This is a genomic window from Pseudoxanthomonas sp. PXM02 (assembly GCF_014851805.1).
GTDB lineage: Bacteria > Pseudomonadota > Gammaproteobacteria > Xanthomonadales > Xanthomonadaceae > Pseudoxanthomonas_A.
Genome location: NZ_JACVAK010000002.1, coordinates 243,683 through 259,219, shown reverse-complemented (window position 1 = coordinate 259,219; position 15,537 = coordinate 243,683). Strand labels below are relative to the sequence as shown.

At 64.5% G+C, this 15,537-nt stretch carries 17 protein-coding genes; 3 read left to right on the top strand and 14 right to left on the bottom strand.

Features of this window, described 5'->3' with window-relative positions:
* Positions 1 to 16: 16 nt before the first annotated feature.
* From IB225_RS09940 to IB225_RS09900, 9 genes are all read right to left on the bottom strand, one after another.
* A complete protein-coding gene (locus IB225_RS09940) occupies positions 17 to 2,524 on the bottom strand; it encodes a VirB4 family type IV secretion/conjugal transfer ATPase (protein WP_192311103.1) in 2,508 nt (835 codons plus the stop codon).
* A gap of 4 nt (positions 2,525 to 2,528) precedes the next feature.
* On the bottom strand, positions 2,529 to 2,843 hold the full coding sequence (locus IB225_RS09935; protein WP_192311102.1) for a VirB3 family type IV secretion system protein: 315 nt from the start codon (positions 2,841 to 2,843) through the stop codon (positions 2,529 to 2,531).
* On the bottom strand, positions 2,836 to 3,210 hold the full coding sequence (locus IB225_RS09930; protein WP_192311101.1) for a TrbC/VirB2 family protein: 375 nt from the start codon (positions 3,208 to 3,210) through the stop codon (positions 2,836 to 2,838). Before IB225_RS09930 ends, IB225_RS09935 begins: the two co-directional genes overlap by 8 nt.
* Positions 3,211 to 3,284: 74 nt before the next feature.
* Positions 3,285 to 4,073, bottom strand: a complete 789-nt coding sequence (locus IB225_RS09925; protein WP_192311856.1) for a lytic transglycosylase domain-containing protein — start codon at positions 4,071 to 4,073, stop codon at positions 3,285 to 3,287.
* A gap of 110 nt (positions 4,074 to 4,183) precedes the next feature.
* Positions 4,184 to 5,224 (bottom strand): P-type DNA transfer ATPase VirB11, encoded by a 1,041-nt coding sequence (gene virB11, locus IB225_RS09920; protein WP_192311100.1) that lies wholly within the window; start codon positions 5,222 to 5,224, stop codon positions 4,184 to 4,186.
* 10 nt (positions 5,225 to 5,234) lie between these two features.
* Positions 5,235 to 6,437 carry a TrbI/VirB10 family protein gene (locus IB225_RS09915; RefSeq protein WP_192311099.1) on the bottom strand — a complete coding sequence of 401 codons (1,203 nt, stop codon included), beginning with the start codon at positions 6,435 to 6,437 and terminating at the stop codon, positions 5,235 to 5,237.
* On the bottom strand, positions 6,434 to 7,198 hold the full coding sequence (locus IB225_RS09910; RefSeq protein WP_192311098.1) for a TrbG/VirB9 family P-type conjugative transfer protein: 765 nt from the start codon (positions 7,196 to 7,198) through the stop codon (positions 6,434 to 6,436). Before IB225_RS09910 ends, IB225_RS09915 begins: the two co-directional genes overlap by 4 nt.
* Positions 7,195 to 8,115, bottom strand: a complete 921-nt coding sequence (locus IB225_RS09905; protein ID WP_192311097.1) for a type IV secretion system protein — start codon at positions 8,113 to 8,115, stop codon at positions 7,195 to 7,197. The genes IB225_RS09910 and IB225_RS09905 overlap by 4 nt, the downstream gene beginning before the upstream one ends.
* Positions 8,116 to 8,131: 16 nt before the next feature.
* Positions 8,132 to 8,581 carry a TcpQ domain-containing protein gene (locus IB225_RS09900; RefSeq protein ID WP_345776606.1) on the bottom strand — a complete coding sequence of 150 codons (450 nt, stop codon included), beginning with the start codon at positions 8,579 to 8,581 and terminating at the stop codon, positions 8,132 to 8,134.
* A 645-nt stretch (positions 8,582 to 9,226) separates the two neighbouring features.
* Here IB225_RS09900 and IB225_RS09895 point away from each other — a divergent pair.
* The 3 genes from IB225_RS09895 to IB225_RS09885 all read left to right on the top strand — a co-directional run bounded on the left by IB225_RS09895 (position 9,227) and on the right by IB225_RS09885 (position 11,973).
* Entirely contained in the window at positions 9,227 to 9,814 is a 588-nt protein-coding gene (locus IB225_RS09895; protein WP_192311096.1) for a hypothetical protein, read from the top strand.
* 60 nt (positions 9,815 to 9,874) lie between these two features.
* Positions 9,875 to 11,527, top strand: a complete 1,653-nt coding sequence (locus IB225_RS09890) for a type IV secretory system conjugative DNA transfer family protein (RefSeq protein WP_192311854.1) — start codon at positions 9,875 to 9,877, stop codon at positions 11,525 to 11,527.
* 71 nt (positions 11,528 to 11,598) lie between these two features.
* Positions 11,599 to 11,973, top strand: a complete 375-nt coding sequence (locus IB225_RS09885; RefSeq protein ID WP_192311095.1) for a zf-TFIIB domain-containing protein — start codon at positions 11,599 to 11,601, stop codon at positions 11,971 to 11,973.
* A gap of 15 nt (positions 11,974 to 11,988) precedes the next feature.
* On the opposite strand, the gene IB225_RS09880 is transcribed toward IB225_RS09885, so the two are convergent.
* From IB225_RS09880 to IB225_RS09860, 5 genes are read right to left on the bottom strand one after another with little or no spacing between them, the layout of a single operon-like run.
* Positions 11,989 to 12,711: an HAD-IB family phosphatase gene (locus tag IB225_RS09880; protein ID WP_192311094.1), complete on the bottom strand. Its 723-nt coding sequence runs from the start codon at positions 12,709 to 12,711 to the stop codon at positions 11,989 to 11,991.
* Positions 12,708 to 13,502 (bottom strand): indole-3-glycerol phosphate synthase TrpC, encoded by a 795-nt coding sequence (gene trpC / locus IB225_RS09875; RefSeq protein ID WP_192311093.1) that lies wholly within the window; start codon positions 13,500 to 13,502, stop codon positions 12,708 to 12,710. The genes IB225_RS09880 and trpC overlap by 4 nt, the downstream gene beginning before the upstream one ends.
* Before the next feature lie 50 nt (positions 13,503 to 13,552).
* Positions 13,553 to 13,909 (bottom strand): antibiotic biosynthesis monooxygenase, encoded by a 357-nt coding sequence (locus IB225_RS09870; RefSeq protein WP_192311092.1) that lies wholly within the window; start codon positions 13,907 to 13,909, stop codon positions 13,553 to 13,555.
* 1 nt (position 13,910) lies between these two features.
* Positions 13,911 to 14,954 (bottom strand): anthranilate phosphoribosyltransferase, encoded by a 1,044-nt coding sequence (trpD, locus tag IB225_RS09865; protein ID WP_192311091.1) that lies wholly within the window; start codon positions 14,952 to 14,954, stop codon positions 13,911 to 13,913.
* A gap of 1 nt (position 14,955) precedes the next feature.
* Positions 14,956 to 15,534 (bottom strand): aminodeoxychorismate/anthranilate synthase component II, encoded by a 579-nt coding sequence (locus IB225_RS09860; RefSeq protein WP_062357956.1) that lies wholly within the window; start codon positions 15,532 to 15,534, stop codon positions 14,956 to 14,958.
* Between the last annotated feature and the right edge of the window lie 3 nt (positions 15,535 to 15,537).

The window sequence follows — 15,537 nt, the reverse complement described above, 5'->3', positions numbered from 1 at the left end:
GTCCTCTGCTATCCGTTCAGCGCTGGATGCTGGAGTAGGTAGGCCGCGTGGAACGCGGGCCGGTGGAACGGTCTTCCGGGTGGGACGATGAAGCAGATGGTTCACGGCGGCTGCGCGACCCCTTCCGTTCCTGCTGGAAGCGCGGCAGCCACTGTTCGGGCAACAGATCGGATTTGTCGATGCCAAGACGCATGGCCTCGTCATCGACGATCCGGTGCATGATCTCGATATTGTCGGTGCTGGCGGAGATCACGGCGAGGGCGTCGTCCATGCCCCGCAGGTTGAGCTGGCACACCGTCGAGGCATGACCCTGCTTGACCAGGAAGCAGCGCGAGCGCTCGTCCAGGCTCTTGATCACCTCGAACTCCGCGTCGGTCAGCTTCAGGCCGTCAATGTAGTCCTCACGCGCCGCATTCGGATTCGGCAACAGGATCAGCGTGGCGGTCTGCTCGATGAGCGCGGCGGAGATATCGCTGGCCAGCGCGTCCTCGGGGCTCTGCGTGGCGAAGATGCCGAGGCCGTTCTGTTTCCGGATGGTCTTCTGCTTGTTCTTGGCGAAGTCCTTGAGCGCACCGCCGCCGTCGAGGATCTTCCAGAACTCGTCCATCACGTAGATCAGCGGCCGGCCGTCGATCAACTCCTCCAGCCGGTGCAGCAGGTAATTGATGACGGGGACCCGGATCTCGGCGTTCTCGATGACGTCGGTGTAGTCGAAGCCGATGATGCTGGCGCGGCTGAGATCGATGGTGTCCACCGGATTGTCGAACACCCAGCCGAGCGCGTTGCCAGCCGTCCACTTGCGCAGTCGCGCGTAGAGTCCGTCGTCGCCCATGTTGGGCAGACTCTTCTGGAAATTGGTCATCGACCGCAGATGCAGCGGCATGTCGAGCATGGCTTCGACGGCGCGGAATACGTCCTCGTCCTCACGGGCGGTGTAATGGACCTTACCCACCAGCACCTTCACCAGCCCGGCGAGGAACTGCACATTGGCGTCGGTGCGCTCGCACTGGAATGGATTGAAGCCGGTCGGCTGCCCATTCTCCAGCGCCAGGTAGTTGCCACCGCACGCACGCACGAAGATCTCCGCGCCGCGGTCCTTGTCGAAGAAGAAGATGGTGGGTACCGGATCGAACTTCTGCACCTGGCTCAGCAGGAAGTTGATCAGCGCCGTCTTGCCGGTACCGGACTTGCCGATGACCATGGTGTTGGCGATCGCCTTCTCGCCCAGCGAGTTCTCGGCCGGGTGCGTCGCGTGGAAATTGAAGTAGTACGGCTGCCCGTTGGTCGTCTGCAACACGGTGACGCAGTCGCCCCAGGGATTGTTGTCGCGCTTGCCGGTCGCGAAGTTGTGCAGCGGCGACAGACCCAGGAAGTTCAGTGAGCTGACATTGGCCAGGCGCGTCCGGTAGCGCCAGTTGCCAGGCAACTGGGAATAGAAGGACGAGCAGACGGCCAGGTCCTCCTTGGCCGAAACGAAGCCGGCATTGGAGAGTTCCGCACGCGTCACCGCCACGTTCTGCGACAGGCGCTCCTGGCTCTCCGCATACAGCGTCATGATGAAGTGGTACTCACCCAGCACGAAGTTGCCCGACGCAACCTGGTCCATGGCGCCATCGAGCTCGGCGATCTGGCTGACCGCCTTGTCGCCGGACGAGATCATCATGCCCTTGGTGCGATCCAGCACCTTCAGCGCGTCCTGGCGGCCCATCGGGCTGAACGAGTGGGTGATGACGTACTCGAAATCCAGGTACTTCAGTCCGTTGAGGATCCCGGGCCACGTACCGTCGGTGTACTCCTTGATGTTGAGGATGGCACCGAAGTGGTTCTGCCCGTCCGGCGTGCTGACAACGAAGTCGCCGGTCTTGGACGAGAACATGTGGCGGCTCACCGCAAGATAGTCGTAGAGCGGCGCACGCAGGACCGGCACCGGCTCGGAAATGCGGTTGAGGACGAAGCCGAAGAACTCCAGCGTCTCGGAGAACACCCCGCCCGCAGCGGATTCGTACATGCCCAGCCGTGTCGGCGCGTAGTCCTTCAGCACCGCCTCGACATTACCCGCCAGTTCCATGATCTTGGCCACCGCCTGGTCCTGCTCGGCCTGCAGGCGCGGCACGCTGGCGGATTTCTCGACGAATTTCTTCCCCATCACGATGGGCCGATAGATCATCGTGAGGTACAGCTCGTTCTGCATGATCTTCTGCGCCGACAAAGCGTCGAAGTATCCGTCCGACAGTTCCTGGTTGAACGTCTGGTCGAAGCGCGCACCCGACCGGACCCGCCCGCGACGCCGCAGGTCATGGACCCAGAAGGCGACATTGACGAAGTCGGGGGCACGCAACGTCTGCAGCATGCGGTTGAACGTGTTGTGGCGGTGCTCCAGTTCCCACTCCTCGCGTCCCACGAACGGGAGCCCGTCCAGCCGCCACGTCAGCAGGAAATCACCGCCCGTCGTCTTGACCACGTGCGGCGACACATGGGCGGACAGGGGAATGAATTCGGCGATGGACAGGTCGGGCGCGAGCATGGGATCAGTCCGGAATCGATTCGTCGAAGTGCTTGCGATACTGGTTGGGCGTGAACACCCACATGCCTTCGTGATGGCGGAGGTTCCGGACCTTGGTCCGGAACTGCCACCGCAGGCCGAGCAGCCGGAAGATCATCTCGTCGCGGCGTGCCATCTGCCGCATGATGAAGATGACCACCGGCAGCAGGGCCAGGAAGAACATGTTGAAGTAGAACGTGAGCAGCAGGCAGCCGCCCGCCCCGATCGTGAAGGGCACGTAAGGTACCCCCATGAACATGGGCGGGCGTGTGCAGCCCCTGAACAGCACGTTCTTATGCATGCTGCAGCAGCATCTGGCCCACGACCATCGTCGTGGAGGTCACGTCTGCCGGCAGCAGCATCTTGGCGATCTGCGCGGCGGCGCCAATCAGGAACCCACCGATCAGGACCGGCGCCACGTCACCCACACGCTTGTGGTTGAACGCGATCTGGTAGCCCGCGAAGATCACCGCGATCGTGACGATGGCGATCGACGCCACATTCAACAGCGAGTTGATGTTGGTGAAGAAGCTGGTGACACGCCCTTGCGCGCCGGTGACGTCCTGGGCGAATGCCAGTTCGGGAAATGCCAGCGCGACGGTGGCGACGATCACCATGATCGCTGCGCTGGAAGCCTGCTTTGCCTGGAATACCTGCATGTTGTTCATAGTCGACCCCAAATGGTGGTTGCAACGGTGGGTGGCACTTTCGCGTGCCGATGAGCCATCCCTGGCGGGTTCTGCTAGAAGACGAAAGCGTCATCCCTCCCGGACGTCTGCACGACCTGCGGCGCTTGCGGCGCCGCGGTAGTGTTCTGGTTGTAGGCCTGCACGAGGACGGGGGCCTCGGCGGAAGCCTGTGCGATGGCAGGCGACGCCATCGCGGTAGCCGGCGCCGGAGTCGGCGCGACGGGTGCGGGCCTGGCCGCAGCGGCCACGGCGGCGACAGGGGGCTGCACGGGAGCGCGATCGCTCCTGGCTTCCTCGATGCGCCGTGCCACGCGCGACGATGCCGCGGCCGAGGAAGTCGCACGGGGAACGGCGCGCTGCGGATTCGCGGCGGTGCGCCGATCGATCACCGGAATCGCCGCTGCAGTGTCCTTTCCCGCCTGCCGCTGCCAGGACGCGAACACCTTCTGCACGTAGCCGTGCCGGTACCCGGTAGTGAAATTGCCGGAGTAGTAGCAACTGAAGGCCTTGCCCCAGTCACTGCCGGAACGCGAGTAGCACTCGGCCAGGATGCGCGAACCTGCCTGCAGGTTGGGACAGACATCGAACGCCTTCTCGTAGCTGGCCAGTCCCTGCCGTGCAAGGTTGTAGCGATTGACCTGTGCCAGGCCCAGCGAGAAGTTGTAGCCGCGATCTTCCAGCATGCGCGCGGTCGACACGGCTTCGGCCAGATTACGCGGTTGCCGTGCCAGCCGTCCGCCCACCACGCCGATCGCGTAGGGATTGAACGAGGACTCGACCTTCACGACGTGCTCCATTACCGTCGGCGGAACCGCCAGCCCGGTGCAGCCCATCAGTTCCATGCCTGGCAGCATCAGCGGGCACTCCTCTCGGGTTCGCACGGAGAGACCGCGTCTGTTCCTGAGCGAGCGGGATACTTCATTGACGTGTCTGTGGGGCTCATGCGATTTCCTCAGGAGGCCAGTGCGCGGGCAGGATCGAAGTCGATACCGGTGATGTAGCGGCGCCCTGCGTGCGCCTTGATGTGGACGACGATGTCGATGGTCATCTTCAGCAGGCGCTTGATCACCTCGAACTCCAGGCCGGCACCTTCGGCGGATGCCTTCACCATCAGCGCCAGCTGGTCCCAGGTCTGCGCCGTGCTGCCCGCATGGCAACTGGTGATCGAACCCGGGTGGCCGGACGCGCAGTTGCGGATGAAGTAGAACGACTCGTCTCCGCGCAGCTCGGCCAGGATGATGCGGTCCGGCTTCATGCGCAGGCAGGCTTCCATGCAGTTCTTGGCGGTGACGTTGCTGGCGCTCTGTCCGCCCTTGGAGTACAGCAGGTGCACGACATTGGGCTGGCGGATGAAGAGTTCCCGCGCGTCCTCGATCGTCACCAGGCGCTCCTGATCGGGGATGTGGTTGACCAGCGATTTCATGAAGGTGGTCTTGCCGCTGCCGGTCGCACCGGCGACGACGATGTTCTTGTGGTAGTGGACGGCCTTGCGGAAGAACTCGGCGTAGTTGCGGCTGCGGCGCAGTTCCAGCAGTTCCTGGTCATGGTCACCAAGGGTCTGCTGCTGCTCGAGGATCTCGTCGAAGAAGCCGTCCTGTTCGTACTGCTCCAGCGTCTTGCTGAACTTCGCCGGCAGGCGGATGGTGATGGACACCTTGCCGGCATCGCAGGCCGGCGGGATCACGAACTGGGCACGCTGGCCGGTCGGGAACGTCAGCGACACCATCGGATCGATGTCGGTGATGCGCTGGCCGGTGTTGCTTTCGTTGACGACCGAGGTGCAGAACTGGCGAGCGCGCTCGAACGTCAGCGTCGGAACGTCCGCCTTCAGCCAGCCTTCGCGCGCCGTCTCGAGGTAGATCTCGCCCGGACGATTGATGCAGATCTCGGTGACATCCGAGGAATGCATGTGGTCGCCGATGCCGAGCACCTGGTACTGGTAGTCCAGGAACTCGTTGGAGACACGCGCCAGGGGTTCGTTCTGCGTATCCATGCGATCGCTCTCAGCGCATCACCGCGGAGAAGTCCACGTCGCGCGCGACATAGACGTTGACGATGGTGCCCTGGTTGATCGTCACCGTAGGCGGCCTTGCCATGTTGCGGTCCAGCGCCATGTTCGCCAGGCGCTCCATGGTCCGGGCGGTGTTGCTCTCGTAGGGGTTCTGCACGATGGCGCCGTTGACGATCGAGGTCTCCTGCGGGCCATGCTTGGCACCGGCGTACTTGAAGGCATCGCTGAGCATGCTGATCAGCAGAGCCGACGAAATGCGTTGCGCCCAGTGCGCCGAGTAGTGCCCCGGATTGCCGGCGGAACCGAGCATGTCGGTGCCCGGGCTGCGCATGTTGACGTCCAGGCCGGTGGGCGTGGTGATGCGATCCCACACGATCGCGGCGCGCTCGCCGATGATGGCTTCGGAGTTGTAGCTGCCCATCACCTTCGAGCCACGCGGCAACAACAGGCGCTTGCCATTGACGGAGTACACCGGCTCGGTCACCACGCACGAGGTGTACCCGGGCACGTCGGTGATCACGCGCGATTCGAGGGCGCAGCGGATGTAGGTGCCGCGCAGCATCAGCGTGTTGGGGTTGTAGAGGGGCTTGGCGCTGGTCATGCCGTCCGGCGCCTCGCGAGGCGTGGCGGGCGCCTGCCCCGCTTGCCCGGCCAACAGGGCCGCATACTCGGCCATGCCGGGGTCCTGCGGTGGCGCACCCTCCAGACCGCCTTCGCCGAAGGTGCTCGCCATGTCGAGCATGCGGCGTTCGCGCAGCGTCGGCTCCTGCCGCCCTGGCAGGCCGGACGGCATGGCCATCATCGATGCCGTCGACGGGCCGGTCTCATCGACCATCGGCAGCGGCGGCAGATCAGGCTCCATCGGGACCGGCGCGGCTTCGGGCGGCAATTCGGGCAGGTCGCGCGGCGCGGCCGGAATCACCACCTGCTCGCCCTTGGTCGGCAGTTGCTCGCGATCGTCCTTCGACGACAGGCCACCGCTGAAGATCCAGAACACCACCAGCAGCATCAGCACGATGATGCCGGCCAGGAACAGCAAGGCCTTGCGATTCAGCCGCTGCACGTCGGCCGAGCGCAGGTAGGGCGCGTTCGCGTCGAGGTCCGGGTCAGGTCCCGGGCGCGCGGTCTGGTAGGGATTCTGCGGTGCCATCCGCTCGGGGCCCGTGTCCGGATGATCGTGCGGGGTCTGGTTCATTGCTCCGGGCTCCTGCGCAGGCCGACGACGTTGTCGCCGTGGCGGATGACCAAGTAGGGATACGTGCCGTGCACGACGATGGTGTCGTCCTCCACGGTGGAATTGACGACGAACTCATCGCCATCCTCGCTGTCACGCGCGAACACCACCGGGAAGTTGCCGCTGGGGAAGCGCGTGCGGTCGCCGAGGCGGATGTAGGTGAAGCGGCGGTCGTCATAGACCGTCGTCGGCACCAGCCAGGTCGGACCGCGCTTGCGCTGGGCGTATTCGTAGTTGAAGTAGTAGGCGCGCCCCGGCGCGACCTCGGTGTTCAGTTCCGATGCCACGTCCTGCGGCTTGCCGGTCGCACCGGCGAAACTGGTGTCGCCGGGATAGGCGAACTTGATGCGGTACTGCACCCCCGCCGCGCGAGCCTGGTCCAGTACGCGCCAGTCCGTGGCCACGACCTTCAGTTCGAAGATGTACGAGTGGGCCGCAGTGCGCACCAGCAGATTGGTGTCGACGTCGACATTCTTCGGCTTGAGGTAGAACACGTTGCCACGACGACTGATATCCCAGCCACCACTGAAGCCCGTGCTGAAGTCCAGGATCTCTTCATGCGGCGACAGTTCGATCTGCGTGGTGATGCCAAGACCCGTCCGCACCGGGTACACCTTGTCCGGGGCGTACGTGTACTCCTCGATCACTTGCGCAAACGCAGGCAATGTCAGAAGCAGCAGGGCTATGGCAGCCACACGCAGCAGGGCGTCCTTCAACCTCATCGTTGGGGCACTCCAGGTCGAGTCTCGGATTCCGATTGCTCCGCAGGTTGCGGCGCCGTCGATACGTCGTTTTCATTGGGGGCCGCGGCGTCCGTTGCCGGCGTTGCGGGGGCTGCGGTTGGCGACGCGGGTTGCGCAGGCGCTACAGCGGGCGCGGCAGGCGGCGCGGGGAACTCGCGTTCGGGCACGGTGGCTGCCGCGAAATCGTCGTCGACGCGATAGTTGGTGACGCGGAACCCCAGCGGGTTCAGCAGACGATCCTCTTCGCTGAGGCGAAGGTCGGGGTTATAGGTGAACTCCAGCGTCGCGATGCGGCTGTCCAGTGGTTGCACCTGGCCGCGCCCCTTGTCGTAGAGGCTGCGCTGGAAACGCACCGTCGCACCGGTCGGGCGCGCACCCGCGCCTCCGCCGATCAGCACGATGCTGAGGATGCGGGTACGCACCGAGCTGGCGCCACCATACAGGCGGAAGGGGCGCTCCGGGTTGCTCTCCGAGTGCAGCGCGATATAGGCCGGCGACACCGCCGGACCTGCCATCGCCAGCGTGGTCCGCCAGTTGCGCTGGCCGATCAGTCCGGAGTCGTAGGACTCGCGGGCGAGGACGAACTGCGCGACGTTGCTCTTGTTGATCGCTTCCTCGGTGGTGACGTCGCGATCCTGGAAGTTGCCCGACAGCCGCGCGACGCTGGCGGTGCCGGTATACGGATCGGCCATCACCAGGTACGGCACCTTTTCCTTCAATGGCAGGAAGAGGAAGTAGCCACCGGCCAGGATCAGCGACATCACGATGGCTGACCACGCGACCAGCCAGGCACGCCGCTCGCTTTTGCGTGCGCGCTCCGCCAGCGTCAGCTCGAAGCTGACGCCCTGCGCTACGGCGCGATCGATATCGGGGGAAGACGTTTTCTTCTTGAACATGCGGGAGCCGTCGCCTTCACTCGCCCATGGCCGCGGTGGGCGCCGCGTCAGCCGATGACGGCGACGCCTGGCTCACGACGATGCGGGGGCGGTCGATGACGACCTGCACACCCTGCGTCGCATACGCCGACGACAACGAACTGGCGGCATCCTCCAGGCTGCTGGTGCGGATCTGCGCGACGGGGGCATGCAGCGTGTAATCGTTCGGATGCAGGTACACCAGCGTGAGCCGAGCGTCTTTGGCCCAGCGGATCAGCATGGTCCTGAGCGTGCCGTCCGCAGGCGTAGCCTGGTAGATGTAGGCCTGCTGCAAGGGAATCGCCTGCGGTGCCTCCGCGAAGCGGTTTATCGGCCGCCAGCGCCCGTTGATATCCGCTGCCTTCGGCGTGGCGCATCCCGCGACCACCATCGGCACCATCACGACACACGACACCAGCATCTTGCGAAGAACGACGTTCCGGATCACGAATCCACCTTTCTGCAATCGTCGGCAACAGACATCCGATGCACATCCCCGACGGAATGCGTCACGGCACTGATGAATGTCTCCGGGTGGCAATGCGCGCCTGTGCGCGCCGGGATCCAAGATCGTCCCGGTGTTGTCGCCTTGCACAGGACACTGGCCTGCGCACTGCCCCCTGTATTCGCATCCATGCGTTCACACTCCTTTGACGCTCATGCGACCTTTAACGCGCGTCGCACGTTGAATCCGCGTACTGCATCACGACTGTCGAGCCGAACATAGCCACGCGTTTTTGTGTCGTCAACCTAATTCAAAACGTAAACATGTTTATGACGATCTTCACCGTCATTAACCAACTTCACTAAAGCCCATAAAACAAAGCGCGCGTTGCAATTGGATGAAACTGCACGCGCAAGTTCGATCATGAATGTGAAGAAACATGTAAAACGCGGAACCGCGTCACACCGGATGTGAAATAAATCTTCACTGCGATGAATGAAGAATGTTTCCATCGAAATGGAGTTCGGAGCCGCTGTAGGAAATTTCCTACAGCAACATCGGATACATCCGCATCCTCTCGAATGAAAAACATCTCTGGCATCATGCTGGCGCCGGAACGCGGATACTTCTCGCGCAACAAGGGACGATATGGAACCGTCGAAGATGGAAGAGTTCGTCGCCAACGCAGCACTGCTGGCGGCGCACCTGACAGAGCAATGCAACAAGGCGGCGGCCGTGCAGCAGAGCGCCGCACAGGAACTGCAGGGATCCGCGATCGTGGTCAGGAAGACCATTGAGGAAGGCAAGCGCGAGATGAGTGAGCAGGCGCGCAGCGCCGTACACGACGCGCTGGCGCAGGAGATTCCCGCCGCCACGCACAGCATCGGAGAGACGGCGGCACGGCTCCGTCACGTTGCCGATCATCTCCAGCGGGAACAGGCGCAACTTTCGCAACGGGCCCGCTTTCTCGGCTGGAAGTCGCTGGGCGTGCTGTCGGTGGCCTGCCTGCTGCTGGTAGCGGGGAGTGGCTATGCGGCCTGGCACAACGTGCAGCGCTCGGAGCGCGCGAAGGTCGATGCGGAAGTACTGGAAGCGCTGCAGCACGTCACCATCACGTCCTGCAGCGGGCAGCCCTGCATCAAGCTGCAGGACGGTCTTCCGCGCTGGCAGAAGAACGATCAGTACGTACTGATCGACACGGCAGGCAAGCAGGACGGCGCGGGCGGCACGGACTGACGCCGCAACAGCATTCATCACGGAACGACGACAGGGGGCAGCTTGGGCAGTACGCGTGTTGTGATCATCCTGGTGCTGGCCGCGCTCGCGGCCGTGGGCGCCATCTATCTCTCCGGTTACCTGGCGCTGCTGTTCCTGGGCCTTGATGGCGGCCAGGTGGGCATCGCCACCTACTTCGACTATCTCAAGCACCTCGACCATCCGCGCGTGCAGCCGTATGCGTGGCGCATCAAGACCGCAGGCGCCGTCGGCGGCGGGCTGATGCTGCTGGTCTGGGCAGCGCTGTCGGTGATGGTCTACAAACTGCGCAGCTACCGGAACCTGCACGGCCGCGCGCGTTTCGCCGGCATGATCGACCTGGCGAACAAGGGTTTCCTGTCGGGCAAGGACGACGGCATCGTGGTCGGCCAGATGAATGGAAAGCTCCTGCGCCTGTCAGGGCAGCAGTTCGTCGTGCTGGCCGCGCCAACGCGTTCGGGCAAGGGCGTGGGTGTCGTCATCCCCAACCTGCTCGACTACCGCGAGTCGGCGGTGGTGCTGGATATCAAGCAGGAGAACTTCGACCTGACCTCCGGCTGGCGCCAGTCGATCGGCCACGAGGTCTACCTGTTCAATCCGTTCGCCGAGGACCGCCGCAGCCATCGCTGGAATCCGATGACCTACGTGTCGCCGGATCCGGCGTTCCGCGTCTCCGACCTGCAGAGCATCGCCGCCATGCTGTATCCCGATGGCGACGACAAGGACAAATTCTGGGTCAGCCAGGCGCGCAACGCCTTCCTGGCGTTCGCGCTGTACCTGCTCGAGCGACGCGACCATGATCGCAACGCCGAGCTGCCGACGTTGGGCGCCGTACTGCGGCTGTCATCGGGCGACGGCGGCGAAATGAAACCCTATCTGCAGAAGCTGGTGGAAGCGCCCTTCCTCAGCGGACACACGCGCACGGCCTTCGCCGGCCTGCTGTCGCAGGCGGACGTGACGTTCGCTTCCATCATCGGCTCGTTCCGCGAACCGTTGAATCCCTGGCTCAACCCGGTGCTCGATGCGGCCACGAGCGCCGACGACTTCCGTCTCGACGATGTACGCCGACGACGCATGACCATCTACGTCGGCATCCAGCCGAACAAGCTGGCCGAGAGCCGGCTGATCGTGAACCTGTTCTTCAGCCAGCTGATCAACGTCAACACCAAGGTGCTGCCGCAGAACGATCCGACGCTGAAGCACCAGTGCCTGCTGCTGATGGACGAGTTCACGGCCATCGGCCGTGTCGACATCATCGCCAAGGCGGTCGCCTACATGGCCGGCTACAACCTGCGCCTGCTGCCGATCATCCAGTCGATGGCGCAGCTGGACGCGGTCTACGGCAAAGAGCTGTCGCGCACCATCATCACCAACCATGCGCTGCAGATCATCTATGCACCCCGCGAGCAGCAGGACGCCAACGACTATTCCGAGATGCTGGGCTACACCACCATCAAGCGACGGGCCCGTACGCGTTCACACGGCCACGGGCGCAACGTGTCGGACAACGAGGTGCTGGAGAAGCGCGCCCTGATGCTGCCGCAGGAACTGAAGGCGATGGGGCCGGAGAAGGAGATCGTCCTGTACGAGGGTCTCGCCCACCCGATCCTGTGCCGCAAGGTCCGCTACTACAAGGACAGCTACTTCACCAAGCGCCTGCTGCCCAAGGTCGACATCGAGCCCCTGCGGATCTGAGGCGGTCGCCGCTGGCGTGGGCGGAGGTCCGGGGTAGAATCCCGCGACCCGCCCACCCGAGACGACGCCCCATGCAGTGTCCCAAGTGCCACAGTGCGATGGAACTGATCGCCATTCCGCAGGCCAACGTCCATCGCTGTACCCAGTGCAAGGGGCTGTGGTTCGAGATGGTGGACCACGAGACGCTGAAGGACCGCGCGGACGAGATCGACATCGGGGATCCGGCCGTGGGCGAGAAGTACAACAGGGTCGACCGGATCATCTGCCCGGCCTGCATCGGCGAACGCCCGCTGATCCGCATGGTCGATCCGCTGCAGCCGCACATCTGGTTCGAGAGCTGCAAGGGCTGCTACGGCCGCTTCTACGATGCGGGCGAGTACCAGGATTTCGCCGAGATCGAGTTCGCCGACCTGATCAAGGACTGGAACGCGCCGGAACGCATCTGATCCGGCGTCTGGCGATCAGGCCGCGCCGGTGCCGCCGCGGTCCTTGCACCCCCAGTTGAGGATGGGCGTACCCGGTGGCAGGACGCGGCGGAACATCGCCACCCGCGCGGTCTTCGGATTCACTACCACGGGTGCACGCGCCGCCTTCAGCAGCGGCAGGTCCGCACTACTGTCCGAGTACGCCACGGCGACCTCACCATAGCCGCGCTCGCGCAGCATGCGCATCTTCTCTTCGTTGTGGCAGTGGCGCGTGGCCACCACCGCACCCAGGCGCGGGCCGACGGCGGTGCCAATGACGGGCACGTCTTCGTGGGCGACGAAACTGAGGATCGCGCGCGCCAGTTCCGGCGGCGCGCCGGTCGCCACCACCACGTTGTCGCCACGGGTACGGTGATCGCGGAACACCTCCAGCGCGTGCGGTAGAAGACGCTGCTGCACCTCATCGCGATGGGTGGCCACGTACTGGTCGATCAGCGCATCGAAACTGCGCCGGCCATGCAAGCCAAACGTGCCGATCCAGATGTAGCCGGAGATCCCGCGACGGCGCGTGGGCAGGAACGCCACCATCGGCCCCAGCACGACCGACGCCGCCAGCGCCACGGCCGTGCGCAGCGGATTGCGCTGGATCAGCCACTTGACCAGATGGCCACCGGAGTCGCCGTCGTACAGCGTGTGGTCGAAATCGAAGACGACGACCGGGGCATCGGTGCGTGGCGTCGGATAGGGAGCGTCCGTCATGCCGCGAAGAATAACTGACGCAGCGCCTCGCCGGGTTCTTCCGCACGCATGAAGGTTTCGCCGACCAGGAAGGCATCGACGCCTGCCGCGCGCATGGTGGCCACGTCTTCCGGCACCAGGATGCCGCTCTCCGTCACCAGCAGGCGGTCCTTGGGCACCGCGTTCTTCATGTCCAGCGTGGTCTGCAACGACACCTCGAACGTGCGCAGGTTGCGGTTGTTGATGCCGACCAGCGGCACCGGCACCTGCAGCGCGCGTTCCAGTTCATCGATGTCGTGCACCTCGACCAACACGTCCATGCCGAGCTGCATCGCCAGGCCCGAGAGGTCGACCAGCTGACCATCGTCCAATGCCGCCACGATCAGCAGAATGCAGTCGGCACCGAGTACACGCGCCTCGTAGACCTGGTACGGATCGATAGTGAAGTCCTTGCGCAGCACCGGTAGCGTGCACGCTTCGCGGGCCTGCTTCAGGTATTCGTCCGCGCCCTGGAAGAAGTCGACATCGGTCAGCACCGACAAGCAGGCCGCGCCCCCGAATTCATAGCTCACCGCGATGTCGGCCGGGCGGAAATCGGGACGGATCACGCCCTTCGACGGACTGGCCTTCTTCACCTCGGCGATCACCGCTGGATCGCCCTGCGCGATTATGGCGTTCAATGCGTCGGCGAAACCGCGCACGGGCGATGCGTCATCAATCTGCGCCTGCAGGTCCGCGAGCGGGACGCGTGCGCTGCGTGCCGCGATTTCCTCCGCTTTGCGGGCGAGGATGGTGGTGAGGATGTCGCTCATGGGGTCCTTCTGGCCGGCGGTGTCGTCCGCGCGGGGCCGTATTCTCGCATTTATCCGCGGGGCGACGCCGCGCGGTCCCAGCCGTAGGCCCGTTCCACCTTGGCCACGCGCAGCTCGAAGTGTTCGTACCAGTCACGCCGCCCCTGCTCGCGTGCCGCCGTGTGCTCGGCGTGCTGGCGCCACGCGCGGATGGCGTCCTCGCTTTCCCAGTACGCCACGGTGATGCCGAAACCGTCCGTACCGCGGGTGGACTCCATCCCCAGGAAACCAGGCTGCTGCACGGCCAGTTCGACCATGCGCTGCGCCATCGCGCCGTAACCGGCGTCATCGTGGTCGTTGCGCAGCGACGAGAAGATCACCGCGTAATAAGGCGGTTTTGGCAGGCTGGCGAATCCGCTGGCGGCCATGTCAGTGTGCTCCCTGTTTCCCCAGTGCCTGGGTCGTGGCAACGAACTGGCTCAACCGTTCCAAGGCCTTGCCGCTGGCGATCGCATCGCGCGACCGGGCGATACCGTCCTCGATGCTGTCCGCCACGCCGGCCACATACAGCGCCGCACCGGCATTCAGCACCACGATCTCGCGGGCCGGACCGGGCCGGTTGTCGAGCACGCCCAGCAGCATCGCCTTCGACTCGGCCGCGTCGCCCACGCGCAGGTTGCGGCTGGCGGCCATCGCAATGCCGAAGTCCTCGGGATGCAGTTCGTATTCGCGGACCTCGCCATCACGCAACTCACCGACCAGCGTGCCGGCGCCCAGCGACAGCTCGTCCATGCCGTCGCGCCCCCAGACCACCAGCGCGCGCTCGGCGCCCAGTTCCTGCAGCACACGCGCCTGGATGCCGACCAGGTCGGGATGGAACACACCCATCAGGATGCTCGGTGCGCCCGCCGGGTTGGTCAACGGCCCGAGGATGTTGAAGATGGTGCGCACGCCCATCTCGCGACGCACCGGCGCGACCACCTTCATCGCCGGGTGGTGCACGGGCGCGAACATGAAACCGATACCGGCCTGCGCGATGGACTGCGCCACCTGCTCAGGTTGCAGTTCGATGTTGGCGCCGAGCGCTTCAAGTACGTCCGCACTGCCCGACTTCGACGACACGCTGCGATTGCCGTGCTTGGCGATGCGCGCACCGGCCGCGGCCGCGACGAACATCGAGCAGGTCGAGATGTTGAAGGTATGCGAGCCGTCGCCGCCGGTGCCGACGATGTCGACCAGATGCGTTCTATCGGCGACGTCCACGGTGCGCGAGAACTCGCGCATCACGGTGGCCGCGCCGGCGATCTCGCCCACGGTCTCCTTCTTCACGCGCAAGCCGGTCAGGATGGCGGACGTCATCGTCGGCGACACGTCGCCGCGCATGATCTGCCGCATCAGGTCGACCATCTCGTCGTGGAAGATCTCGCGATGCTCGATGGTGCGCTGCAGGGCTTCTTGGGGGGTCAGTGGCATCTCAGCGCTCCAGGAAGTTCTTCAGCAGGGCGTGGCCATGCTCGGTGAGGATCGACTCCGGGTGGAACTGCACGCCTTCGACGGGGAACTCGCGATGTCGCAGGCCCATGATCTCCTCAAAGCTGCCATCGTCGTTCTCGGTCCACGCCGTGACTTCCAGCGCCTCCGGCAGGCTGCTGCGTTCGACGACCAGCGAGTGGTAACGCGTCGCTTCATAAGCATCCGGCAGGCCGGCGAACACGCCCTTTCCTTCGTGGCGGATACGCGAGGTCTTGCCATGCATGATGCGACCCGCGCGGATGACGTTGCCGCCGTAGGCCTGGCCGAGGCTCTGGTGCCCCAGGCAGACGCCGAGGATCGGCGTGGTCGCGCCCAGCCGCTCGATGATCTCCAGCGAGACACCGGCTTCGTTCGGCGTGCAGGGGCCGGGCGAGATGACGATGCGCTCGGGCGCGAGCTTCGCGATCTCGTCCACCGTCATCGCATCGTTGCGCACCACCTTCACCTCGGCACCCAACGATTGCAGGTACTGCACGAGGTTGTAGGTGAAGCTGTCGTAGTTGTCGATCATCAACAGCATGGA